The organism is Prauserella halophila, from assembly GCF_024171895.1.
GTDB lineage: Bacteria > Actinomycetota > Actinomycetes > Mycobacteriales > Pseudonocardiaceae > Prauserella > Prauserella halophila.
Map to the genome: position 1 here is coordinate 47,724 of NZ_JAMTCQ010000016.1, position 21,751 is coordinate 69,474.

General features: G+C 69.3%; 19 protein-coding genes. 15 read left to right on the forward strand and 4 right to left on the reverse strand.

The annotated features are described in order from the left end of the window. Positions 1-46 precede the first annotated feature (46 nt). From LY41_RS22985 to LY41_RS23050, 14 genes are all read left to right on the forward strand, one after another. Positions 47-1,006 carry an ABC transporter permease gene (locus LY41_RS22985; protein WP_253866722.1) on the forward strand — a complete coding sequence of 320 codons (960 nt, stop codon included), beginning with the start codon at positions 47-49 and terminating at the stop codon, positions 1,004-1,006. A gap of 77 nt (positions 1,007-1,083) precedes the next feature. Further along, positions 1,084-2,130 carry a substrate-binding domain-containing protein gene (locus tag LY41_RS22990; RefSeq protein WP_253866548.1) on the forward strand — a complete coding sequence of 349 codons (1,047 nt, stop codon included), beginning with the start codon at positions 1,084-1,086 and terminating at the stop codon, positions 2,128-2,130. A 37-nt stretch (positions 2,131-2,167) separates the two neighbouring features. After that, the gene (locus tag LY41_RS22995) at positions 2,168-3,355 is read left to right on the forward strand and encodes a Gfo/Idh/MocA family protein (RefSeq protein WP_253866549.1); all 1,188 of its coding nucleotides are present in this window, start codon (positions 2,168-2,170) and stop codon (positions 3,353-3,355) included. Further along, the gene (locus LY41_RS23000) at positions 3,355-4,356 is read left to right on the forward strand and encodes a sugar phosphate isomerase/epimerase family protein (protein ID WP_253866551.1); all 1,002 of its coding nucleotides are present in this window, start codon (positions 3,355-3,357) and stop codon (positions 4,354-4,356) included. Before LY41_RS22995 ends, LY41_RS23000 begins: the two co-directional genes overlap by 1 nt. Before the next feature lie 80 nt (positions 4,357-4,436). Further along, a complete protein-coding gene (locus tag LY41_RS23005) occupies positions 4,437-5,396 on the forward strand; it encodes a sugar phosphate isomerase/epimerase family protein (protein WP_253866552.1) in 960 nt (319 codons plus the stop codon). Positions 5,397-5,505: 109 nt separating this feature from the next. Then, complete coding sequence (locus LY41_RS23010) at positions 5,506-7,626, forward strand: PQQ-dependent sugar dehydrogenase (RefSeq protein ID WP_253866554.1); 2,121 nt, start codon at positions 5,506-5,508, stop codon at positions 7,624-7,626. A 97-nt stretch (positions 7,627-7,723) separates the two neighbouring features. Continuing rightward, on the forward strand, positions 7,724-8,920 hold the full coding sequence (locus tag LY41_RS23015) for an inositol-3-phosphate synthase (protein ID WP_253866556.1): 1,197 nt from the start codon (positions 7,724-7,726) through the stop codon (positions 8,918-8,920). Then, a complete protein-coding gene (locus tag LY41_RS23020; RefSeq protein WP_253866557.1) occupies positions 8,917-9,816 on the forward strand; it encodes an SCO3242 family prenyltransferase in 900 nt (299 codons plus the stop codon). The genes LY41_RS23015 and LY41_RS23020 overlap by 4 nt, the downstream gene beginning before the upstream one ends. Further along, positions 9,813-10,673, forward strand: a complete 861-nt coding sequence (locus LY41_RS23025) for a sugar phosphate isomerase/epimerase family protein (protein ID WP_253866559.1) — start codon at positions 9,813-9,815, stop codon at positions 10,671-10,673. Before LY41_RS23020 ends, LY41_RS23025 begins: the two co-directional genes overlap by 4 nt. Continuing rightward, on the forward strand, positions 10,670-11,368 hold the full coding sequence (locus LY41_RS23030; RefSeq protein ID WP_253866561.1) for an EboA domain-containing protein: 699 nt from the start codon (positions 10,670-10,672) through the stop codon (positions 11,366-11,368). Before LY41_RS23025 ends, LY41_RS23030 begins: the two co-directional genes overlap by 4 nt. Next, a complete protein-coding gene (locus LY41_RS23035; protein WP_253866563.1) occupies positions 11,368-12,228 on the forward strand; it encodes a TatD family hydrolase in 861 nt (286 codons plus the stop codon). Before LY41_RS23030 ends, LY41_RS23035 begins: the two co-directional genes overlap by 1 nt. A 27-nt stretch (positions 12,229-12,255) precedes the next feature. Then, positions 12,256-13,455: a metabolite traffic protein EboE gene (gene eboE / locus LY41_RS23040; RefSeq protein WP_253866565.1), complete on the forward strand. Its 1,200-nt coding sequence runs from the start codon at positions 12,256-12,258 to the stop codon at positions 13,453-13,455. Continuing rightward, positions 13,452-14,831, forward strand: a complete 1,380-nt coding sequence (locus tag LY41_RS23045; RefSeq protein WP_253866567.1) for an alkaline phosphatase family protein — start codon at positions 13,452-13,454, stop codon at positions 14,829-14,831. The genes eboE and LY41_RS23045 overlap by 4 nt, the downstream gene beginning before the upstream one ends. A 116-nt stretch (positions 14,832-14,947) precedes the next feature. Next, the gene (locus LY41_RS23050) at positions 14,948-15,559 is read left to right on the forward strand and encodes a class I SAM-dependent methyltransferase (RefSeq protein ID WP_253866569.1); all 612 of its coding nucleotides are present in this window, start codon (positions 14,948-14,950) and stop codon (positions 15,557-15,559) included. A gap of 95 nt (positions 15,560-15,654) precedes the next feature. On the opposite strand, the gene LY41_RS23055 is transcribed toward LY41_RS23050, so the two are convergent. Beyond that, on the reverse strand, positions 15,655-16,716 hold the full coding sequence (locus LY41_RS23055; protein ID WP_253866571.1) for an alpha/beta fold hydrolase: 1,062 nt from the start codon (positions 16,714-16,716) through the stop codon (positions 15,655-15,657). 177 nt (positions 16,717-16,893) lie between these two features. On the opposite strand from LY41_RS23055, the gene LY41_RS23060 reads away from it, so the two are divergent. Beyond that, positions 16,894-18,684, forward strand: coding sequence for a sigma-54-dependent Fis family transcriptional regulator (locus tag LY41_RS23060; RefSeq protein WP_253866573.1), 1,791 nt, complete (start codon positions 16,894-16,896; stop codon positions 18,682-18,684). Positions 18,685-18,750: 66 nt separating this feature from the next. Here the strand turns inward: LY41_RS23060 and LY41_RS23065 are convergent, their stop codons facing one another. From LY41_RS23065 to LY41_RS24150, 3 genes are all read right to left on the reverse strand, one after another. Continuing rightward, complete coding sequence (locus LY41_RS23065; protein WP_253866575.1) at positions 18,751-20,400, reverse strand: flavin-containing monooxygenase; 1,650 nt, start codon at positions 20,398-20,400, stop codon at positions 18,751-18,753. A gap of 308 nt (positions 20,401-20,708) precedes the next feature. Then, positions 20,709-21,389 carry a TetR/AcrR family transcriptional regulator gene (locus LY41_RS23070; protein WP_253866577.1) on the reverse strand — a complete coding sequence of 227 codons (681 nt, stop codon included), beginning with the start codon at positions 21,387-21,389 and terminating at the stop codon, positions 20,709-20,711. Further along, entirely contained in the window at positions 21,386-21,694 is a 309-nt protein-coding gene (locus tag LY41_RS24150) for a fumarylacetoacetate hydrolase family protein (RefSeq protein ID WP_372493348.1), read from the reverse strand. The genes LY41_RS23070 and LY41_RS24150 overlap by 4 nt, the downstream gene beginning before the upstream one ends. Between the last annotated feature and the right edge of the window lie 57 nt (positions 21,695-21,751).

Consider the following 21,751-nt stretch of genomic DNA (forward strand, 5'->3'; position numbering starts at 1 on the left):
CGCGCCCGGTGGGCACACCGACGGGCCGTTGAGCCGCGTCACCGCGATGTTCTCCGGTCCTGCCGGGCGCAACCTCGGTCTGGTGTTTGCGCTGCTGCTGCTGTGCGTCGTCGGTGTGATCACCGCGGGCGACCGGTTCGTCAGCTTCGACAACCTCATGACGATCCTGCGTCTCGCGTCGGTGATCGGCGTCGTGAGCGTCGGTATGACGTTCGTGATCACCGGCGGCGGTATCGACCTGTCGGTCGGTGCGATCGTGGCGCTGTCGTCGGTGTGGGCGTCGACCCTCGCCACGCAGACGCTCGCGACGGACACCCACTGGATCGTCATGGTCACCACGGCGTTGGTGGTCGGCGCGGGATGTGGCCTCGTGAACGGGGCGCTCATCGCCTACGGCAGAATGGCGGCGTTCATCGTCACGCTGGCGATGATGGCCGGGGCGCGCGGCCTCGCGGAGATCATCGCGCAGAAGCGCACGCAGGTCGTCACGGTCAGCGACTTCATCGACGTCATCGGCGGCAGGGTGCTCGGCATCCCGGTGCTCGTGATCATCTTCGCGGTGGTCGCCGTCGCGGGCTGGATCCTGCTCAACCGCACCACCTTCGGCCGCCGGACCCTCGCCGTCGGCGGCAATCCGGAGGCCGCGAGGCTGGCGGGAATCAACGTCAAGCGCCACACCACGCTGCTGTACGTCATCGTGGGTGTCGCATGTGGACTCGCCGCGGTGATGCTGCTGGCGCGCACCACCGCGGGGACCTCGACGCACGGCATGCTCTACGAGCTCGACGCCATCGCCGCCGTCGTCATCGGCGGGACGCTGCTCTCGGGCGGTCGCGGCACGATCGTCGGCACCGTCTTCGGCGTGCTGATCTTCACCACGCTCACCAACGTCTTCACGCTCAACAACCTCGACACGTCCACCCAGGCCGTGGCGAAGGGCGTGATCATCGTCGTCGCCGTGCTGCTGCAACAGCGCGTCGCGGCCCGCAACGGCTCCCCGCCGTGACCAGCGACTCCTTGAGCGACACAACCGCGCTACTCCCTACGCGACACACATCGGAACCCACTCCCGAGGAGAGAACCATGCCGCACCGCAGCAGCAGACTCCTTCGTGCCACCGGCGCGATCGCGGCCCTCGCCCTGCTCACCACCGCCTGTACCAGTAACGAACCGGCCTCGCAGGAGACCACCAACACCGACCCGAGGGCGGTCAGCTCGAACGACGACCCGGGCAAGGAAGTCGTCATCGGATTCTCCGGCCCGGAGTCGGACCACGGCTGGTTGGGTGCGATCAACTCGACCGCCGTCGCCGAGGGCGAGGAGTACGAGGACGTCACGCTGCGGGTCGCGGAAGGCACCAACGACCCGAGCATGCAGATCAGCCACATCGAGACGTTCATCAACGACGGCGTGGACGCGATCGTGCTGCTGCCGACGGACGGCGCGGCGCTGACCAAGGTCGCCACGCAGGCGATGGACGCGGGCATCCCGGTCGTCAACGTCGACCGCGAGTTCTCCAGCGAGTTCGCCGCCCGCACCACGATCCTCGGTGACAACTACGGCATGGGCGTCTCGGCCGGCACCTACGCCTGCAATCTCGTCGAGGAGAACGACCTCGGCGGCGACGCGGTGGTGACCGAGATCGCGGGCACGGACTCGCTGCCGCTGACCCAGGACCGCTCCGACGGGTTCAAGGACGCGCTGAAGGAGTGCGGTCAGGAGGTCGACCACCGGGTGGCCGGGGAGTTCACCGTGGAGTCCGGCGAGCAGGCGGCATCGAACCTGCTGCAGGCCGTGCCGGAGATCGACATCATCTGGAACCACGACGACGACCAGGGCGTGGGTGTCAAGGCCGCCTTCGACAACGCCAGCCGCGACGAGTTCTTCTTCATCGGTGGTGCCGGCTCGAAGAACGCGATGCGCTGGATCCAGCAGGGCGAGATGGAAGCCACCGTGCTTTACCCGCCGACACAGGCCGCCGACGGTGTCCGCCTCGCGCGGCTGCTCGCCCAGGACAAGGGCATGTCCGACCTGGTGCAGCGCGAGGTGCCGCGCCGGATCGTGCTGAACGCCCCTGTGGTGACCGAGGAGAACGTCGAGGAGTACCTCCCGCTCGGATTCGAGTCCTGACCCGCCGCACCGACGAACGACCGCCCCGGGAGGGCTGATGACGCACGTGGACAGAGAGCCGATCGGGATCGGCATGATCGGCTACGCCTTCATGGGGATGGCGCATTCCCAGGGGTGGCGTAATGCCAAGAGTTTCTTCGACCCGAAGCTGGAGCCCCGGCTGGTCGCGCTCGGCGGGCGCGACCGTGCCAAGGCCGAGGAGATGGCCCGCCGGTTCGACTGGCAGAGCGTGGAAACCGACTGGCGCGCGCTGATCGCCAGGGACGATGTCGGCCTCGTCGACATCTGCACCCCCGGTGACACGCACGCCGAGATGGCGATCGCCGCGCTCGCGGCGGGCAAGCACGTGCTCTGCGAGAAGCCGCTCGCCAACTCGGTCGACGAAGCCGAGAAGATGGCCGAGGCCGCCGAACAAGCCCACGCCGAGGGCGTCCGGGCGATGGTGGGATTCACCTACCGGCGCGTTCCCGCACTCGCGCTCGCCCGAAAACTCGTGCGCGACGACCGGATCGGCACGCTGCGCCACGTCAGGGCGCAGTACCTGCAGGACTGGCTCACCGACCCGGCCGCGCCCTACTCGTGGCGGCTCGACGCCACCCGGGCGGGCTCCGGCGCGCTCGGGGACATCGGTGCCCACGTGATCGACCTGACCCAGTTCCTCACCGACGAGCACATCACCGGGGTCAGCGCCACGCTGGACACCTTCGTCCCCGAACGCCCACTACCCGACGGCGACGGCACCGGCCGGGTGACCGTGGACGACGCCGCGGTGTTCCACGGCCGGTTCAGCGGCGGCGCGATGGCCACCTTCGAGGCCACTCGCTACGCCGCAGGCCGCAAGAACGCCATTCGCATCGAACTCAACGGAACCGAGGGCAGCCTGGCGTTCGACTTCGAGGACATGAACACCCTGTGGTTCCACGACGCCTCGGCGCCGGCCGAGACCCAGGGATTCACGCGGATCCTCGTCACCGAGCCGACGCACCCGTATCTCGGCGCGTGGTGGCCACCCGGCCACCTGCTCGGCTACGAACACGGCTTCTCGCACCAGGCCGCCGATCTGCTCACCGCGATCGCGGAGGGCACCGACCCCGAGCCGTCGTTCGCCGACGGGCTGCGGGTGCAGCGGGTGGTCGCCGCCGTGCAGGCCAGCGCGGCGGCAGGCAGCCAGTGGGTCGCCGTACACGAGACGAAGGCAGCAGGCACGACGAGGGAGGTTGTCTGATGGTACGACCGGTCACCCTGTTCACCGGGCAGTGGGCGGACCTGCCGTTCGAGGAGGTCGCGAAGCTCGCATCGGAATGGGGCTACGACGGACTGGAGATCGCCTGCTGGGGCGATCATCTCGACGTCTGGCGCGCGGTGGAGGACGAGTCGTATCTCCGGTCCCGGTTGGACATCCTGGACAAGTACGGCCTCGGCGTGTGGGCGATCTCCAACCATCTCAAGGGGCAGGCGGTCTGCGACGACCCGATCGACGCGCGCCACAAGGCGATCCTGCCGGAGCGGATCTGGGGTGACGGCGAGCCGGAGGGCATCCGGCAACGCGCGGCCGAGGAGATGAAGCACACCGCCCGGGTCGCCGCGCAACTCGGCGTGAACACCGTCGTCGGCTTCACGGGTTCGGCGAGCTGGAAGTACGTGGCGATGTTCCCACCGGTGCCCGCCGAGCTCGTCGAGGCCGGGTACCAGGACTTCGCCGATCGGTGGAACCCGATCATGGACGTCTTCGAGGCCGAGGGCGTGCGGTTCGCGCTCGAGGTGCACCCGTCGGAGATCGCCTACGACTACTGGTCCACCGTGGCCACCCTCGACGCGATCGGGCGCCGGGAGTCGTTCGGCCTCAACTGGGATCCGAGCCACATGGTGTGGCAGGACATCGACCCAGCCGGGTTCCTCGTCGACTTCGCGGACCGGATCTTCCACGTCGACTGCAAGGACACCAAGCGCAACACCGGCAACGGCCGCAACGGCAGGCTCGGCTCGCACCTGCCGTGGGGCGACCCGAGGCGCGGCTGGGACTTCGTGTCCACCGGACGCGGCGACGTGCCGTGGGAGACGTGTTTCCGCGTGCTGAACTCCATCGGCTACGACGGTCCGGTCTCGATCGAGTGGGAGGACGCGGGCATGGACCGGCTGCGGGGCGCTCCCGAGTCGCTGCGGTACGTGCGCGAGCAGTTGTTCGACCCACCGGATGCCGCGTTCGACGCGGCGTTCAGTTCCTGAACCTCGACACCCGCGCGCCTCGCGTGCGGTTGCACCCGATCCTGACGTCTCCAACGAAGTAGTACGGAAAAGGAGGGTTCATGTGTTACGGATTCGATGGTGAGAGCGCGATCCGCCGCTCGCTCGGTGAGCGGGGCCTCAGCAGACGAGGCGCGTTGCGGACCGCACTCGGCGGTGCCGTCGGTGCCGGCCTGCTCGCCGCCGGCGTGGCCGCACCGGCGGCGCAGGCCACCATCAAGGGCACCGGCCGGCCCCTGGTGCCGCCGGGGCTGATCAGCATGCAGTTGTACACGGTGCGTTCCGCACTGCAGGGTGAGCCGGGCTTCGACGCCACGTTGCGGATGCTGGCCGAGACCGGCTACCCGAAGGTCGAGCAGGCGCTCGGCTACTTCGGCCGCACCGCGCGGGAGCTGCGGGAGTTCTACGACGGCATCGGCATCTCGGCGACGTCCGGCCACGACGACATCAGCGACAGCGAGCAGGCGCTGCACACCAAGATCGACAACGCACTCACGCTCGGCCAGTCGTACATGGTGGTGCCGTACCTGAACTCGTCCGACAAGGCCGACTGGCAGCGATGGGCCGAGCGGATGAACCACGAGGCCGAGGTGGCCCGGTCGGCCGGCCTGCACTACGGCTACCACAACCATGCGCACGAGTTCACCACCGACCTCGGCGGCGGCGTCACGCCGTGGCAGGTGCTGACGTCCGAACTGGACCCGAAGCTCGTGCACCTCGAGATCGACATCTACTGGGTGGTCCGCGGCGGCATCGAGAGCGGCGACGGGGCGAGCGACCCCGAGGGCTTCACCATCGACACGATGCGGTCCGCGCCGCAGCGGGTGCTGCAGTACCACGTCAAGGACCGGCACGCCCACGACGGCGACATGGCCGACCTGGGCACCGGCCACATCGACTTCGCCCGCATTTTCCGCGCGCACTCCGTGCGGGAGTACATCGTCGAGAACGACACCCCGGACGTGAGCGTCCCCCGGACCTCCGAGGTCGGCTACTCCTACCTGCGCAACCTGCGCTTCTGAGTCCCCTTCCCGTTGATCGGCCGGTCGTCACCGGAGCCGATCCCGTCCCAGTGGCGCGCGGTCACCTCAGCCGCGCGTCTGGTCTCCACCTATCCGAGGAGAGTTCGTCATGCGCAAAATTCCCGTCGCGGCGGTCGTGACCGCCGTGACAACCGCGTTACTGACAGCGCCAGGATTGTCCACGGCGGAGGAAGCTCCGCCGCCACCGCCGGACTCGGAGTTCCAGAAGGTCGTCCTCGACGACACCCCCGGTGAGCCGATGGATCTCGCCGTGCTGCCGGACGGCAGAGTGCTGCACACCACGAGGTCGGGTGAGGTGCGGATGCACAACCCGGACACCGGCCGCAACATCGTCGCCGCCGACGTCGACGTCTACGAACACGACGAGGAGGGTCTGCAGAGCATCGCGATCGACCCCGGGTTCAACGGCACGACGAACCGCTGGGTCTACCTCTACTACTCGCCGCCGATGAACACCCCGGTGGACGATCCGTCCACACCGGACGTCAATGAAGGCGATGCGCCGGAATTCGGCACGCCGGAGGACTTCGCCCCGTTCGAAGGCGCGCTCCGGCTGTCGCGGTTCCAGCTCAACGGCGACACCCTGGATCTGTCGAGCGAGCAGCAGGTCCTCGACGTCCCGGTGGACCGGGGCACGTGCTGCCACGTCGGCGGGGACATCGCGTTCGACAGCGACGGGAATCTCTACCTCGCCACCGGCGACGACAGCAACCCGTTCGCCTCGGACGGCTATGCGCCGATCGACGAACGGGACGGCCGCAACCCGGCCTTCGACGCGCAGCGCAGCTCGGCCAACACCAACGACCTGCGCGGCAAGGTGCTGCGGATCGATGTCGGCGAGGGCGGCTCGTACACCGTCCCGGACGGCAACCTCTTCGAGCAGGGCACACCGAAGACGCGCCCGGAGATCTACCTGATGGGGTTGCGGAACCCGTTCCGCATCGACGTCGACCCCCACTCCGGCGCGCTCTACGTCGGCGACTACTCGCCGGACGCGGCCACCGCCGACCCGGACCGCGGGCCCGCAGGGACCGGCAAGTGGTTCGTCGCGACCGAGCCGGGCAACTACGGCTGGCCGTACTGCGCCACCGCCGAGCTGCCCTATGTGGACTACGACTTCGCCACCGGCGAGTCCGGCGACGCCTTCGACTGCGCGGCGCCGGTGAACGAGTCGCCACACAACACCGGGCTCACGGAGCTCCCGCCGGTGGAGCAGCCGCAGGTCTGGTACGACTACGAGCAGTCGTCGGAGTTCCCCGAGCTCGGCACCGGCGGCATCGGGCCGATGGCGGGTCCCGCCTACGACTTCGACCACAAGAACCGGCGTGGCCGCGCCCCGGTCGGCTGGCCGAAGCACTACGACGGGATGCCGCTGTTCTTCGAGTGGACCCGCGACTACATCAAGGGATTCCACCTCGACGACTCCGGCGCGGTGAGCGGCATCGAGGACGTGGTGTCGTCCATCCCGCTGTCCGGCCCGATGGCCATGGAGTTCGGCCCGGACGGTGCGCTCTACATGCTCGAGTACGGCAAGGGCTACTTCGGCGAACTGCCGGGGGCGGCGCTGTCGCGGATCGACTACATCGGACCGAACGGCAACCACAGCCCGGAGGCGGCGGCCACGGCCGACGTCGACAACGGGCAGGCGCCGCTGACGGTGTCGTTCTCCAGCGACGGCACCGAGGACGCCGAGGGCGACCGGCTGCGCTACGCCTGGGACTTCGACGCCGACGGTGAGGTCGACTCGCGGGAGCCGAACCCCACGCACACCTACACCGAGAACGGGGTCTACAACGCCTCGTTGCAGGTGACCGACGTCGGCGGCAAGCACCGGGGCAAGACCGGCGTCGCCGAGGTGGAGATCGTCGTCGGCAACCAGGAGCCGGTGGTCGAGTTCACCACGCCGGTCGACGGGCAGCAGTTCTCCTTCGGCGACGTCGTCGAGTTCGAGGTCTCGGTGAGCGACGACCAGGCGGTGGACTGCTCGCAGGTCGAGGTGACCTACATCCTCGGCCACGACGATCACGGCCACCCGCAGACGACGGCGTCCGGCTGCTCCGGCTCGATCGAGACCAGCGAGCCGGAAGGTCACGACCCCGAACACGACGAGTTGCACGGCGTGTTCAACGCGACCTACAGCGACCCGGGCGCCGACGGTCTGCCGTCGCTGACCGGCAGTGACGAGGTCGTGCTCGAACCGGCGGAGTAAACGCACCACTCCTGACGGAGCGTGAGTCGTTGTGGCCGTCTGCCGGCCGCAACGACTCACGCTCCCCGTGACCCAACCACCCCAGGGAGGCCGGAGGATGGCACCGAAGACCGGACTGTGGTTCATCGGCGCGCGCGGGTCGGTGGCCACCACCGCTACCGTCGGCGCGCTCGCGCTCACCGCGGGGCTCACGCGGCGCACCGGGTGCGTCACGGATCTCGCCGAGGTGGCGGCCGCCCGGCCGCCCGGAGTGGCCGACCTGGCGATCGGTGGCCACGACGTCGCCGGCGACTCACTGCCGAAACGCGCCGAGGCGTTGGCGGACGGCGGGGTGTTCGGCGTCGAGCTCGCGCGGGCGGTGCACGACGGGCTGACCCGGGTGGACGCCCGCATCCGGCACGGCGTCGCGAGCAGCGGTCCGCACGACGGGCAGCACACCGGTTCGGAAGGTCCCGACGAGGGCACCCAGCGAGACGCCGTCGAGCGGATCAGCCGCGACCTCGCCGGGTTCCGTGCGGCGCACGCGCTGGATCGGGTGATCGTCGTCGACGTCGCCACCACCGAGCCACCGGTCGACGTGACCCCGGAACTGTCCGATCTGGACGCATTGGAGCGGGCGTTGGCGGCGGGGGAGTCGCCGTTGCCGCTCAGCTCCCTCTACGCCTACGCGGCATTCCGGGCGGGGTGCCCGGTCGTCGCGTTCACGCCGAGCCCAGGCCCCCGGCTTCCCGCGCTGGGTCAACTGGCCGAGCGGATGGGCCTGCCGTGGGCGGGGTCGGACGGCAAGACCGGTGAGACGCTGGTCAAGTCGGCGCTCGCGCCGATGTTCGCGACCCGAGCCCTGCGGGTGCGCTCGTGGGCGTCGTACAACCTGCTCGGCGGCGGAGACGGTCGGGCACTGGCCGATCCGGTGACGGCGACGAGCAAGACGGCGACCAAGGGCAAGGGACTGACCGAGATGCTGGGCGAGCCGGTGGACGGCCCGCTGCACATCGACTACGTCGACGATCTCGGTGACTGGAAGACGGCATGGGACATGGTGTCGTTCGAAGGTTTCCTCGGCACCAGGATGTCGATGCAGTTCACCTGGCAGGGCTGCGATTCCGCGCTCGCCGCGCCGCTGGTGCTCGACCTCGCCCGGCTGGTGGCGCGCGCCCACCAGGTCGGGGAGTCCGGCCCACTCGGCGCGCTCGGCTTCTTCTTCAAGGACCCCGCAGGGGAGGGCGGGCACGACCTGGCAGGCCAGTGGCGCGCCCTCACCGAATGGTGTGGGCGGCTCGGAGGTGACCGATGAAGGCGCGGGACGCAGTCGAGCTGGTACGGCTGCCTGCCGTACTGACCATCCCCGGCGACAGCCTCGCCGGGGGCGCGGCGGCGGGCTGGCCGTACGGCAAGCGGGGCTGGGCGATGCCGGCCGCCTCGGCGTGCTTCTACCTGGCGGGCATGGCGCTCAACGACTACGCCGACCGCGAGTTGGACGCCGTGGAACGCCCCGAGCGCCCGATCCCGTCCGGGAGGGTGCGGCCCGGCGAGGCACTCGCGCTGGCAGCCGGGTTGACCGGCGCGGGCCTGGGCATCGCCACCGCCGTGGGCGGTCGCGCCGCCGTGCGGATCGCGGTGCCGGTCGCCGCCGCGGCGTGGACGTACGACCTCGCCGCGAAAGACACCCCGGCCGGGCCTGCCGTCATGGCAGCCGCGCGGGGGTTGGACGTGCTGCTCGGAGCTGGGGGTCGACCGCGGAGGGCGGCACTGCCGGCCTCCGCGGTCGCCGGGCACACGCTCGGTGTCACCAGCCTGAGCAGGGGTGAGGTGCACGGCGGATCGCGGCGCACCGGGCTGGCGGCACTCGCCACGACGGCGTCGGCGGCCACTGCGGCTGCGGTGGCCGCGTTACCTCGACGTCGCGGGCGGCGCGGCGACGACACGCTCCCCACCGACGACAGGCGACGCGCCGTCGCCGGCACCGCGTTCGCCGCCACGTACGCGGGCACGGTCGGCCGCGCGCAGGCCGGCGCCGCGCGCACCCCGGATGCCGCCACGGTACGCACCGCGACCGGCGCAGGCGTGCGAGGCGTCATCGGATTGCACGCCGCTCTCGTGGCGGGCACCGGAGCGATCGGCCTCGCCGGGGGACTCCTGGCCGCGGGCCCGATCGCGCGGCTGGCCTCGAAGGTGGTGTCGCCGACATGACCCTGCGCTTCGGCTACGGCACCAACGGATTCGCCGGACACCGCCTGGACGACGCCCTCGGCGTCGTCGCCGATCTCGGCTACGACGGTGTCGCGCTGACCCTCGACCATCCGCACCTCGACCCGTTCGCCCCCGACCTCGCCGCCCGCACCGACGACGTGCGCCGCCGTCTCGCCGCGTACGGACTCGCGGTGGTCGTCGAGACCGGCGCGCGCTACGTCATGGACCCGTGGCACAAACACGAACCGACCCTGGTGTCCGACGTCGGCCGCGAGCGCCGCCTCGACTACCTGCGCCGCGCGATCCGCGTCGCAGCCGACCTCGGTGCGGAGGCGGTGTCGTTCTGGTCGGGGACGTTGCCCGAGGGCACCGGAACCCCGGAGGGCTGGCAGCGCCTCACCAGCGGCGTCGAGCAGGTGTTGGCCGAGGCGCAGCGCCACGACGTGCGGTGCGCGTTCGAACCGGAACCGGGCATGTTCGTCGACACGCTCGCGGGCGTGACGGAACTACACCGCAGACTCGGCGATCCCGAACACCTCACGGTGACCGTCGACGTCGGACACTGCGTCTGCAACGAACCCGCCCCGCCGCAGGACCGCATCCGCGACGTCGGGTCGTCGCTGGGCAACGTGCAGATCGACGACATGCGCCCCGGCGTGCACGAGCATCTCGAATTCGGCGACGGCGACGTCGACCTGCCCGCCACGCTCCGCGCGCTGCTCGACGTCGACTATCGGGGCCTGGTCAGCGTGGAGCTGCCCCGGCATTCCCATGCCGCACCCGCCGTCGCCGCACGTTCGCTGGACGCGTTGCGTACCGCGCAGGCAACGGCACTCGCGGCGGAGGTGACCGGGTGACATCACTGGACGACCTGCTCGACAGCGAGGGCAGAGCGAGGCTGGCCGAGCTGACCGGCGAGGTGACGTCCACCCCGGCGCGGATCGGGGTGCTGCTGCCCGCCGTGGCGCGCGCCGTCGGCAGGGGACCGGCCGACCCGGACGACCCCGACGGCATGGTCACGCCCCGGATCGAGGACCAGGCCAGGGTCGCGTTGCTGCGCGCCGCCGCGCAGGGCTGGAACACCGATGCCCTCGTGGCGGAAATCGGCGCGCTGTACCGGCACGGCGACGCCGACGAGAAACGCGCCGTACTGCGAGCCCTGGACCACCTCGACGTGGGAGACGCAGCGCTCGACCTGGTGGGGGACGCACTGCGCGGCAACGACACCCGGCTCATCGCGGCGGCCCTCGGCCCGTACGCGGCCGAGCACCTCGACCCGCACAGCTGGCGGCACGGTGTGCTGAAGTGCCTGTTCACCGGTGTTCCGCTGGCAGCGGTGGCCGGCATCGCGGAGCGCTCGGGGATCGCGGAACGTGGTGACGCCGAGTTGGCCCGGATGGTCGACGGCTTCGCCGCCGAGCGCCGCGCGGCGGGCCGCGACGTCCCCGCCGACGCGACGTGGCTGCTCGACCGGTTGACCGCGCAGCGGCCAGACGTCGATGGGGCAACGGTCCCTGACCAGCAACGCGTTCGGTACGACCAGGAGGACTGATGCGCATCTTCGACCCCCACATCCACATGACCTCCCGCACCACCGACGACTACGAAGCCATGTACGCCGCCGGGGTCCGCGCGGTCACCGAACCGGCGTTCTGGCTCGGCCAGCCGCGCAGCAGTGCCGCCTCGTTCTACGACTACTTCGACGGACTGCTCGGCTGGGAACGGTTCCGCGCCGCCCAGTTCGGCATCCGGCATCACTGCACGATCGCGCTCAACCCGAAGGAGGCCAACGACCCCCGGTGCACCGAGGTACTGGACGTGCTGCCGCGCTACCTCGCCAAGGACGGCGTGGTCGCGGTGGGTGAGGTCGGGTTCGACTCGATGACCGACGCCGAGGAGAAGGCGTTCGTCCGGCAGCTGGAACTCGCCGGCGAGCACGACCTGCCGGTGCTCGTGCACACCCCGCACCGCGACAAGGTCGAAGGCACCCGCCGCACCCTGGAACTGGTCGCGGCGTCCGGGCTGCCACCGGAACGGGTGCTGGTCGACCACCTGAACGAGGTCACCGTCGACCTGGTGGCCGAATCCGGGTGCTGGCTGGGGTTCTCCATCTACCCGGACACCAAAATGGACGAACAGCGCATGGTTCGGCTCCTCGCCGACCACGGCCTGGATCGGATGATCGTCAACTCGGCCGCCGACTGGGGTCGCAGCGATCCGCTCAAGACGGCCAAGACCGGGCAGGCGATGCGTGACGCCGGGTTCGGCGAGGACGACGTCGACCGTGTGCTGTGGCGGAACCCGGTGGCGTTCTACGGCCAGAGTGGACGATTGTTGCTCGACCCGATCGATGTCGACCAGACAGAGACGTTCGAGGGTAACTCGGTGCTGCGCGGACAGCGCCCGGCCTAGGATCTGTTCGGAAACGGGGAGCCCGCCATGCGCTTCACCCACCCTGACGGCAGCCGCGTCCACCTGGCGTACTGCACCAACGTCCACCCCGCCGAGGACATCGACGGCCTGTTGCGACAGCTCCAGGTGTTCGGTGGCGGCATCCGCGCGGAGCTCGACGTCGACCGGCTCGGCGTCGGGCTGTGGTTGCCCGCCCCGCTGGCCGCGCACCTCGCCGACCACCCGGACCTGGACCGGCTCCGGGCCACCCTGGACGACCACGGCCTCGAAGTCGTCACGCTGAACGCCTTTCCGTACCGGGGGTTCCACGACCCGGTGGTGAAGAAGGCGGTGTACAGCCCCGATTGGGTGGAGACGCGGCGGCTGGAGTACACCCTGACGTGCGCCCGCCTGCTGGCGCGGCTGCTCCCGGACGACGCCGCGCGCGGCAGCATCTCGACCGTGCCGCTGGCGTGGCGGGCGCCGTGGTACTCCGACCGTCGCCTGCGGGCACACGAGCTGCTGGACCGGCTGGCGGAAGGGCTCGCCAAGCAGACCGCAGAGACCGGCAGGCCGATCCGGGTCGGACTGGAACCCGAGCCCGGCTGCGTGGTGGAGACGGTCGACGACGCGATCGAACAGCTCTCCGGTATCGACACCGACCACATCGGACTGTGCCTGGACGCCTGCCACCTTGCTGTGGCGTTCGAGGACCCGGCGTCGGCGGTGCGGCGGCTCACCGACGCCGGACTGCCGATCGTGAAGACCCAGGCCTCGGCGGCGCTGCACGCCGCTACGCCGGGTGACGTAGCCACCCGGCAGGCGTTGTCGTCCTACGCCGAGGACCGGTTCCTGCACCAGGTCCGAGAGCGCGGCCCGTCGCGCATCGCGGAGCGTGAGGACTGCTTGCAGGTCCGAACCATAGGCGTTGACGACCTCCCCGAGGCCGTTGACGGTCGCCGCGCGTTGCGGGGCACCGGGCCGTGGCGCGTGCACTTCCACGTGCCGATCCATCGACGTCCCGAACCACCGCTGGAGTCCACACGGGACGAACTCGGCGAGACGCTGGACGCCCTCCTCCGCGGCCCGGCCGCGCTGACCGACCACGTCGAGATGGAGACCTACACCTGGTCGGTGCTGCCGCAGCAGCAACGACCGGGCAGCGATGCCGAGCTGGTCTCCGGCCTTGCCGCGGAACTGCGCTGGGTCGCCGACCGGATGCGGCGAGCCGGATTGGAGCCCACATGAGTACGAACAAGGTCCTGCTGCTCAACATCGTCGGACTGACACCACGGCTGCTGGCCCACGCGCCACGCCTGCGCGCGCTCGCCGCGGACGGCTGGCAGGCGCAGCTCGACACCGTGCTGCCCGCCGTCACCTGCTCGGCGCAGTCCACCATGCTCACCGGACGCCCGCCGCGCGAGCACGGCATCGTCGGCAACGGCTGGTTCTTCCGCGACCTCGGCGAGGTGTACCTGTGGCGGCAGCACAACGGACTGGTGCGGGGGGAGAAGGTGTGGGAGACCGCGCGGCGCGCTCACCCCGATTACCGCGTGGCGAACGTGTGCTGGTGGTACGCGATGGGCGCGAGCACCGACTGGACCATCACGCCGCGCCCGGTCTATCACGCCGACGGCCGCAAGTCGCCGGACTGCTATGCGCGCCCGCCGGAGCTGCACGACGAGCTCACCGAGGAGCTGGGCGCGTTCCCGCTGTTCAACTACTGGGGTCCGACGGCGTCACTGAAATCCAGCGAGTGGGTGGTCGCGGCGTCGCGACGCCTGCTGCCGGATGCGGACCTGACGCTGGCCTACGTCCCGCACCTGGACTACGACCTGCAACGCCACGGTCCCGACAGCCCGGAGGCCCTCGCCGCCGTGCGCGACGTCGACCGCACCGTCGCACCGCTGCTGGACGACGCTCAGGCGTGCGGCGCCACGGTCGTCGTGGTGAGTGAGTACGGCATCACGCCCGCGTCGCGGCCTGTCGGCGTCAACCGGATGTTGCGGACGTCCGGGCTGCTGGAGGTCTACACCCAGGAGGGAATGGAATACCTGGACCCGTGGACGTCGCGGGCGTTCGCGGTGGCCGACCACCAGGTCGCGCACGTCTACGTCGCCGACCCTGCCGACGTCGCGTCGGTCGCGAAGCTGTGCCAGGACCTGCCCGGCGTGGACCTGGTGCTCGACCGCGGGGCGCAGGCGGACTACGGCATCGACCACGAGCGCGCGGGCGAGTTGGTGCTGGTGGCGGAGCAGGGCGCGTGGTTCACGTACTACTACTGGCTGGACGACGCGCGTGCGCCGGACTTCGCGCGCGGTGTCGACATCCACCGCAAGCCGGGCTACGACCCGGCCGAGCTGCTGCTCGACCCGGCCGACCGGATGGCGAAGGCACGGGCGCTGCTCGGGCTGGTGAAGAAGAAACTGGGACTGCGGTACACGATGAACGTCGTGCCGATGGACGGGCACTGGGTGAAGGGCACGCATGGACGGCTGCCCGACGACCCTGCCGATGGTCCGGTGTTGCTGTGCAGCGACTCGGGCACGCGCCGCGACCGCATCGCCGCCGCGGACGTCCGGGATCTGGTGCTGGAGTTGGCCGGGGTGACGGAAGCGACGTGACGAGACGGCTGCTGCCGGGTCGGCCGGGAAGTCGCAGACCCCGTGATCGGGAACTACGAAGGACGTAGCGAGCGGCATGGACAATGGCGACCATGTCGAGATGGTGGGGAGACCGGATGTCGAGGATGGATCACGCCGGCGCGACCGCGCACCGACGGCGAGAGCACGGCCAGTTCGCGGGTGAGTTCGTTCGCCACCCGGTCCGTGCCGGTGCCGTCATGGAGACGGCGACGGACTGTGCGGCCGGTTTCCTCGACGAGGTGTGCGTGGCCGGTGCCCGCACGGTGGTCGAGCTCGGTGCGGGGTCCGGCGCGATCACCGCGGAGCTCGCGGCGCGATTGCCGGAGTCGTCGCGGCTGCTGGCGGTGGAGGTCAGCCCGGCGTTGACGGCTCGGCTCCGGGACCGCTGCCCGGACGTGGATGTGGCCTGTGCGTCGGCGTTCGACCTGCCGGATCTGGTACGTGCACGTGACCTGCCGCCGGTGGATCTCATCGTCTGTTCGGTTCCCTGGACGCTGATGGGGGAGCAGCGGGACCGCTTCCTGAGCACCGCGCGTGCGACGCTGACCGACGGTGGGACGTTCAGTACGTTGCTGGTGGCGCACCGGGCCCGGGAACGCGGCGAAGCGGCGACGTGGGTCGGGCGTCATTTCTCGGACGTCGGTGCAGGGCGCGTGTTGTGGGGGAATCTTCCGCCGTTGCGGGCGCTGCATTCCAGCGCCGCCTGACACCACGGCCAACGCCGTCTCGGCCCGTAGATGGCCGGTGAAACCCCCGGCAACGACTACCGGGCCACGGCAACGCCCCCGTCCCGGTTGCTCCTTCACACAGACGTGTTGAGCAGGGCGCCGAGGTGTTCGTCGATCTGCGGCATGTACGTGGGGGCGACGCCGAAGAGCCCGAGGTGACCGAGTACGTCGTCTAGCACGCGCAGCTCGCTGCCCTTGATGTGTTCCTGTTCGGCGCGGCAGTCGCGGACCGGGAAGAACATGTCCTCGTTGATCGGCATCACGAAAGTTCGTGCGTTGATGTTGCCGAGCGCGGCCGCCAGGTCGCCGTTGGTGTGCCGGGCAACGTCGCCGCGTTGCCACTTCCACGCCATGCACAACAGGTCATTCGGGTCCATGGTCGTGAAGTAGGGCTCGAGGAAGCCCGCCATGAACGCTTCCTTGGAATCGAACTCCAGCGCCCGCCAGACCTCCTGCTTCCAGAACTCGGTCGAGAGGCCGACGACCGCCCAGATGCCGGCGTGCCGCTTGAGTCCGTCCACGACGTCGGCGTTCGAGGAGTACTCACCACCGTTGAAGCCCGGGTCGGAGGTGATTGCCTCGCTGAGCGCCTTGCCGAACAGGAAATCGTGCGGCGTGGTCTGCGCGGTCCCGGCGATCGGTGCGGCGCGCTTGACCTTGTGGGGGAAGCGGACGGCCCACTCGTAGGTCTGCTGGGCACCCATCGAGCCGCCGACCACGAGCTGCAACGTTTCGATCCCGAAGTGCTCACGCAGCAGGCGTTCCTGGGCGACGACGTCGTCTCCGATACGTACGTGCGGGAACTTCGACATGGCGAGCTCGGCGTTGGCGAGCTCGGCGTTGTGTGGGCTGGTGGACAGTCCGTTGCCGATCTGGTCGACGCAGACGATGAAATACCGGTCGGGGTTCAACGCGTGTTCGGATCCGACGTAGATGTCGCGCCAGATCTGATGGGTGCCGGAGTACCAGGTGGTGATGAGGATGGCGTTGTCCTTGGCCTCGTTCAGCTCTCCGAAGGTCGCCACCGCCAGCTGACAGTCCGGGATCGACCCACCCTCCTCCAGATCGAGCCGACCGATGCTGATCAGGTCGTAGTCGCCGTGGAACTCCTGGGTGTAATACGGGTTCTCGATCATCGTCTGGTCCTCCTCGTGCAGCTGGCTCTCCGGGGCGGTGGTGCGCAAATGGGCCTGACACCGACGACTACCAGCCTGTGGGGGGTACCACGCTGCGGAGTGTCCGAAAATGGGACAGACGGGCCCCTGGTTTTGGATGCACCGTGTGTCGCAGGACACAAGGAGGTGTGCTAAGCGATGGGTGAGGTCCCGGACCGGAGCGCCCAGCTCGCCACTGCCCGTGTGGAGTTCGTGGCGAACGGCAACTCGGCGCCGTGCGACCTGCCGAATCACGTCGCCGCGTCGTGGCGGCGCAGCGCCTCGTACGGGGTCTCGCCGGATGAGGTGTGCCCGGACTACTGGACCGATCTGGATTTCGGGTCCCGCCTGGTGCGCTGCGCGCAGCCGGTGATCGAACAGCTCGTGGACCAGCTCTCCGATATCCCCCTGGGGGTCGCGCTGACCGACGACAGGGCGCGGCTGCTCAGCCGCCGCGACAGCGATTCGTGGATCGGCCGGCGGTTGGACCGGGTGTACTTCGCGCAGGGCTTCGGCTACGCCGAGGGCACCGTCGGCACCAACGGCGTGGGCACGGTGCTGGAGTTCGGCGACTCCGTGCACATCGTCGGCGCGGAGCATTTCGTGGACAGCCTGCAAAGCTTCGCGTGCGCCGGCGCGCCCGTTCGCAACCCGTTCACGGGGCGGGTCGAAGGCGTGCTGGACGTCAGCTGCCTCAGCCGGCACTCGACGCCGGTGATGCACTCGCTGGTCCGCTCGGCTGCGCAACGGATCGAGAACAACCTGCTGCTCGACCGCAATCAGACCCAGCAGGCGCTGTTCGAGGCCTATTCCCGCACGGACGCACACGGGCGGCAGGCGGTGCTGGCGGTCGGCCGGCGGACCGTCATGGCCAACTCGGCGATCCAAGCGCTGCTCGACCCGGCCGATCTGGACGCGGTGCAGGACCATGTGCGGTTCATGATGTTTCGGCGCGCCACCGTGGACAACGGGATCGAACTGCCCTCGGGCCGACGGGTACGGCTGCGTGGTTCGACGGTGCAGGTCGGCACGGAGCTCGCGGGGATGGTCAGCGTGGTCTCCGTCTTCCGGGAGGCCGCCAGCTCTCCAACTACGGGACGTGCGCTCTCGAGTCAGCGAGTCGTCGGGGCACCGCGGTCTCGCGACGAGGAGAGTCGTTGTCCGGCCTGGCGCGAAGCAGCATCCACAGTAGACATTGCGGTGCGTGCGGCCGACCCGGTGCTCGTCCTCGGCGAACAGGGTTCTGGAAGACTCACCGTGCTGACCGACGTGCACCGCCTCGTACACGCCGGCGGACAGGTCGTCGTGCTGGAGGCCAGCGCGGTCGACGCGGCACCGGCTGAGGCGATCGCTCGGCTGACGGAGCCGGTGACCGAACCGACGCTGTGCGTTCTCCGCGACGTCGACCAGCTGTCCGCGCGGACCGTCGAGGCACTGGCGGCCGCGGTGCCGGAGTCTGGCGACGGACTTCGGACGCTCGCTGCGACGGCGTCGGGAACCATCGCTGAGCATGCCGCTCACGAGCGGCTGCTGAGCATGTTCAACGCGTCGGCGACGGTACCGGCGCTGCGCCACCGGAGGGTCGATCTGCCGATGCTGGCGCGGTCGTTGCTGTCCGACCTGGCCGCACGCCGCGATGTTCGCCTCTCCGACGAGGCGCTGCGTTTGCTCGGCGGATACAGCTGGCCGGGCAACGTCCGGCAGCTGAAACAGGCCCTGTCCGAAGCGTTGGCCCGCCGTCCTGTCGGTGTGGTCGAGGCGCACGATCTGCCGGCTTTCTGTCAGAGCACACCGCGCAGTGCACTGCGTCCGGTCGACGAAACCGAGCGGGACATGATCATCGCGGCGTTGCGGGAGTCGGGCGGTAACCGGGTGGCGACCGCGACCGCCCTGGGCATCGCCCGCTCAACGCTCTACCGGAAGATTCGTCAGTACGGCATCACGGCCTGACGCCCGCACCTCCCGCTGGAATCCGGTCGCCGGCAACGACGCCGGCGTTGCCGGCGACCGGCAGCTTCAGGTCGTCCGGAAGGACGGGTAGCCCGCCTCGGCTTCCTCGCGGCACTTTCCCCGGTACGTGCCGACGCCGCCGATATAGGACAGCAGTCGGCGTGGCTTGCCGGGGACGTTGGAGCCCATGTACCAGGAGTCCGTCTTGGGCACGAGCGTCGCGTTGGCCAGCTCGTCATGGTGCTCGACCCACGCGTCCTGGCCCTCCTTCGTCGGCTCGATGACCGACTTGCCCTGCTCGTGCAGCATCTTGATCGCTTCGCTGATCCACTCGGTCTGCTGCTGCAGACAAGTGGTCATGTTGCACAGCGCCGCGGACGGGGCGAGCGGCACCGCGGTGGTGAGCATGTTCGGGTAGCCCTCGACCATCAGGCCCATCGTCGTGCGGATGTCGGTGTTCCAGTCCTCGGCCAGGCTGCGCCCGCCACGGCCGCGCACGTCGATGCGCTTGAGCGCGCCGGTGCCTGCGTCGAACCCGGTGGCCATGATGATCACATCCAGTTCGTGGACGGTGCCGTCGGCGAGCTCGAGGCCTTCCGGAACGACCTCGGTGATCTTGTTGTTCCGGACCGACACCGCCTCGACGTTGTCGCGGTGGTAGACCTCGAAGTAGTTGCGCTCCAGCGGCACCCGGTGGGTGCCGAACCCGTAGTCATCGGGGGCCGGCACCAGGATGTCGATCAGCCGCTGGTCCTTCAGCCGGTCGCACATCTTCTGCCGGACGAACTCGGAGACCGCACGGCTGATGTCCTCGGAGAAGAAGATCTCGGCGAAGCTGGCCAGCCAAAGCTTGAGCGAGCCGTCGGCGTAGATCTCCTCGAGGATCTCGTTGCGCTGCTCAGGGGTGCATTCCTCCCAGGTGTACTCCCAGTCGTAGGCGAACCCGGCGAACGTGTGCGGAACGGTCTCCTTGATCTCCTGGAAACGCTCCTTGTAGGCGGCCTGGTCCTCGGGGGTGTACTTCGGGTTCTTCATCGGCAGCGTGTATTGCGGCGTGCGCGCGAAAACCGTGAGGTGCCCGACCTTGTCGGCGATCGTCTGGATCACCTGGATTCCGGTGGCGCCGATGCCGATCACGCCGACCCGCTTGCCTTCGAGGCCCACGGGCTCCTTCGGCCAGCGGGACGTGTGGAAGATCGTGCCGTGGAAGGTGTCCTGGCCTTCGAAGACGTTCTGTTGGGGCGCGGAGAGCATGCCACCGCAGGTGATGAAGAACTGGGTGTCGATGACGTCGCCCCGGCTGGTCCGAATGGTCCAGCGGCCGCGATCCTCGTCGAAGTGGGCGCTGGTGACGCGGGTGGAGAACTGGATGTCCTTGGCCAGATCGAGCTTGTCGGTGACGTACTGCAGCCAGCTCTCGACTTCCGCCTGGCCGGGGAACTTCTCGCTCCAGCTCCATTCCTTGTACAGCTCCTCGGAGAAGAGGTACTGGTAGATGTAGCCCTCGCTGTCGAACCGGGCGCCGGGGTAGCGGTTCCAGTACCAGGTGCCGCCGACGCCGGTGCCCTCCTCGTACGCGCGTACCCGCAGGCCTTGTTCTCGCAGCTGGTACAGCTGATACAACCCGGCCACGCCGGCACCCATGACCACCGCGTCGAGCTCGAGATCTGTCCGGCTGTCACCAGCTTGGGGCGCGGTATCCGTCGTAGTCGTCATCGCGGAACGCCTTTCTGTGCCTCTGTGTTACCTGCCACCGGCACACAATCCTGAGCGCTGCTCAGACAGATTCCATGTCCCAAAATCGAACATGGGACGGCGCGGATTTTCGGGTGCGGAGGGGCTCGATTCCGTGCCTCGCGGGAGCTTCGCGAGACAGGCGCTCCTGCCCGGAGCCATCGCAAGCTCGCTGCCCACGTCGCCAAGAGGGCGGGGCCACCGCGTTCGTGCTTGACCACCGGACGGTGCACGCTGAGATTTGTCCAGCCACGCGGCGCGGTCGAGTACCGGCTGCATCTGCCCGGGGGTCATGACGGCGTCGTGGCCAGGGTGTGAATGCCGCCTTCGACGAAGTGGATCAGCGCGTGGTGGCGTTCGTCGATGTCGTGGGCGTGCATGCGGCCGTCGGTGAGGCTGTCGAGTTGCAGGTTGTTGGAGTAGGTGTGCAGGCTGGCGGCGACCAGGTGCAGGTAGGCGTCGTGGATGGCGGCTTCGCTGGCGGCGGGGAAGAGGGTGTGTAGGTGGGCGACGAAGTCGGCGGCGATGGCGTTGAAGTCCTCGACGATGAATCGGCCGATGGGATGCCCGGAATTGGCGAGTTGGGCGATGAAGCGGAAGTAGTTGTCCCAGCCGGGGTGGCCCGCTCGCTGGCGCATGGGTTCGGTGAAGGCTTCGATGAATGCACGCAAGCGCCGGGCTCGTGTCCCTCGGGCGGGCAGTGCGGCGAGGCGGGTGCGGCGGTCCTCGTTGAGAGGTTGAATACGGCGAGCAAGTACCGCGCGAAACAAGCCTTCTTTGCCGCCGAACTGCTCGCTGACTGCGGCCAGCCGGGTGCCGGCATGCTCGGTGATGTCGCGGACGCTGACACCGAAGTAGCCGCGGGCGGCGAACAGCTCCTCGGAACTGTCCAGCAGCCGGTCTCGCAGGGCGGCGCGGTTGGCCTCACGCGAGGTCGGTGCCCGTCGGCGATCGGGAGTGGGGCTGGTCATGAGTCGATGATGGGGTGCTCGATGCTTCCGATTCCGTCGAGGGACAACAGCAGGGTGTCTCCCGGTCGCAGCCGGCGCCCGGTCTCCATGCCGCTACCACCGGGCAGCGTACCGGTGCCGAGCAGTTCGCCGGGACGTAGATGTTCGCTTCGGGAGGCGTGAGCGACGACCTCGCCCAGAGTGTGGCATGCCGGCGCTGGACACGGTGGCGACCGTGACCCCGTTGATGGTGACGATTCCGTGCAGATCGTCGGCTGGGCGTAGAACAGCGGCTCGGTCCTCTCAAGGCGGAACAGTCGTTCCACTTTAACGCAGGTCGATGCTACTGTCGGAACAGTTGTTCCGGCCAGGCAGGAGTTTCA

What these genes read in the sequence shown, in the direction of transcription:
- eboE (WP_253866565.1), top strand. Translation starts at nt 12,256, where the DNA reads ATGCGCTTCACCCACCCTGACGGCAGCCGCGTCCACCTGGCGTACTGC.
- LY41_RS23000 (WP_253866551.1), top strand. Translation starts at nt 3,355, where the DNA reads ATGGTACGACCGGTCACCCTGTTCACCGGGCAGTGGGCGGACCTGCCG.
- LY41_RS23025 (WP_253866559.1), top strand. Translation starts at nt 9,813, where the DNA reads ATGACCCTGCGCTTCGGCTACGGCACCAACGGATTCGCCGGACACCGC.
- LY41_RS23015 (WP_253866556.1), top strand. Translation starts at nt 7,724, where the DNA reads ATGGCACCGAAGACCGGACTGTGGTTCATCGGCGCGCGCGGGTCGGTG.
- LY41_RS22985 (WP_253866722.1), top strand. Translation starts at nt 47, where the DNA reads ATGTTCTCCGGTCCTGCCGGGCGCAACCTCGGTCTGGTGTTTGCGCTG.
- LY41_RS23065 (WP_253866575.1), bottom strand. Translation starts at nt 20,400, where the DNA reads ATGACGACTACGACGGATACCGCGCCCCAAGCTGGTGACAGCCGGACA.
- LY41_RS23055 (WP_253866571.1), bottom strand. Translation starts at nt 16,716, where the DNA reads ATGATCGAGAACCCGTATTACACCCAGGAGTTCCACGGCGACTACGAC.
- LY41_RS23070 (WP_253866577.1), bottom strand. Translation starts at nt 21,389, where the DNA reads ATGACCAGCCCCACTCCCGATCGCCGACGGGCACCGACCTCGCGTGAG.
- LY41_RS22990 (WP_253866548.1), top strand. Translation starts at nt 1,084, where the DNA reads ATGCCGCACCGCAGCAGCAGACTCCTTCGTGCCACCGGCGCGATCGCG.
- LY41_RS23005 (WP_253866552.1), top strand. Translation starts at nt 4,437, where the DNA reads ATGTGTTACGGATTCGATGGTGAGAGCGCGATCCGCCGCTCGCTCGGT.
- LY41_RS23035 (WP_253866563.1), top strand. Translation starts at nt 11,368, where the DNA reads ATGCGCATCTTCGACCCCCACATCCACATGACCTCCCGCACCACCGAC.
- LY41_RS23045 (WP_253866567.1), top strand. Translation starts at nt 13,452, where the DNA reads ATGAGTACGAACAAGGTCCTGCTGCTCAACATCGTCGGACTGACACCA.
- LY41_RS23060 (WP_253866573.1), top strand. Translation starts at nt 16,894, where the DNA reads ATGGGTGAGGTCCCGGACCGGAGCGCCCAGCTCGCCACTGCCCGTGTG.
- LY41_RS23050 (WP_253866569.1), top strand. Translation starts at nt 14,948, where the DNA reads ATGTCGAGGATGGATCACGCCGGCGCGACCGCGCACCGACGGCGAGAG.
- LY41_RS23010 (WP_253866554.1), top strand. Translation starts at nt 5,506, where the DNA reads ATGCGCAAAATTCCCGTCGCGGCGGTCGTGACCGCCGTGACAACCGCG.
- LY41_RS23020 (WP_253866557.1), top strand. Translation starts at nt 8,917, where the DNA reads ATGAAGGCGCGGGACGCAGTCGAGCTGGTACGGCTGCCTGCCGTACTG.
- LY41_RS22995 (WP_253866549.1), top strand. Translation starts at nt 2,168, where the DNA reads ATGACGCACGTGGACAGAGAGCCGATCGGGATCGGCATGATCGGCTAC.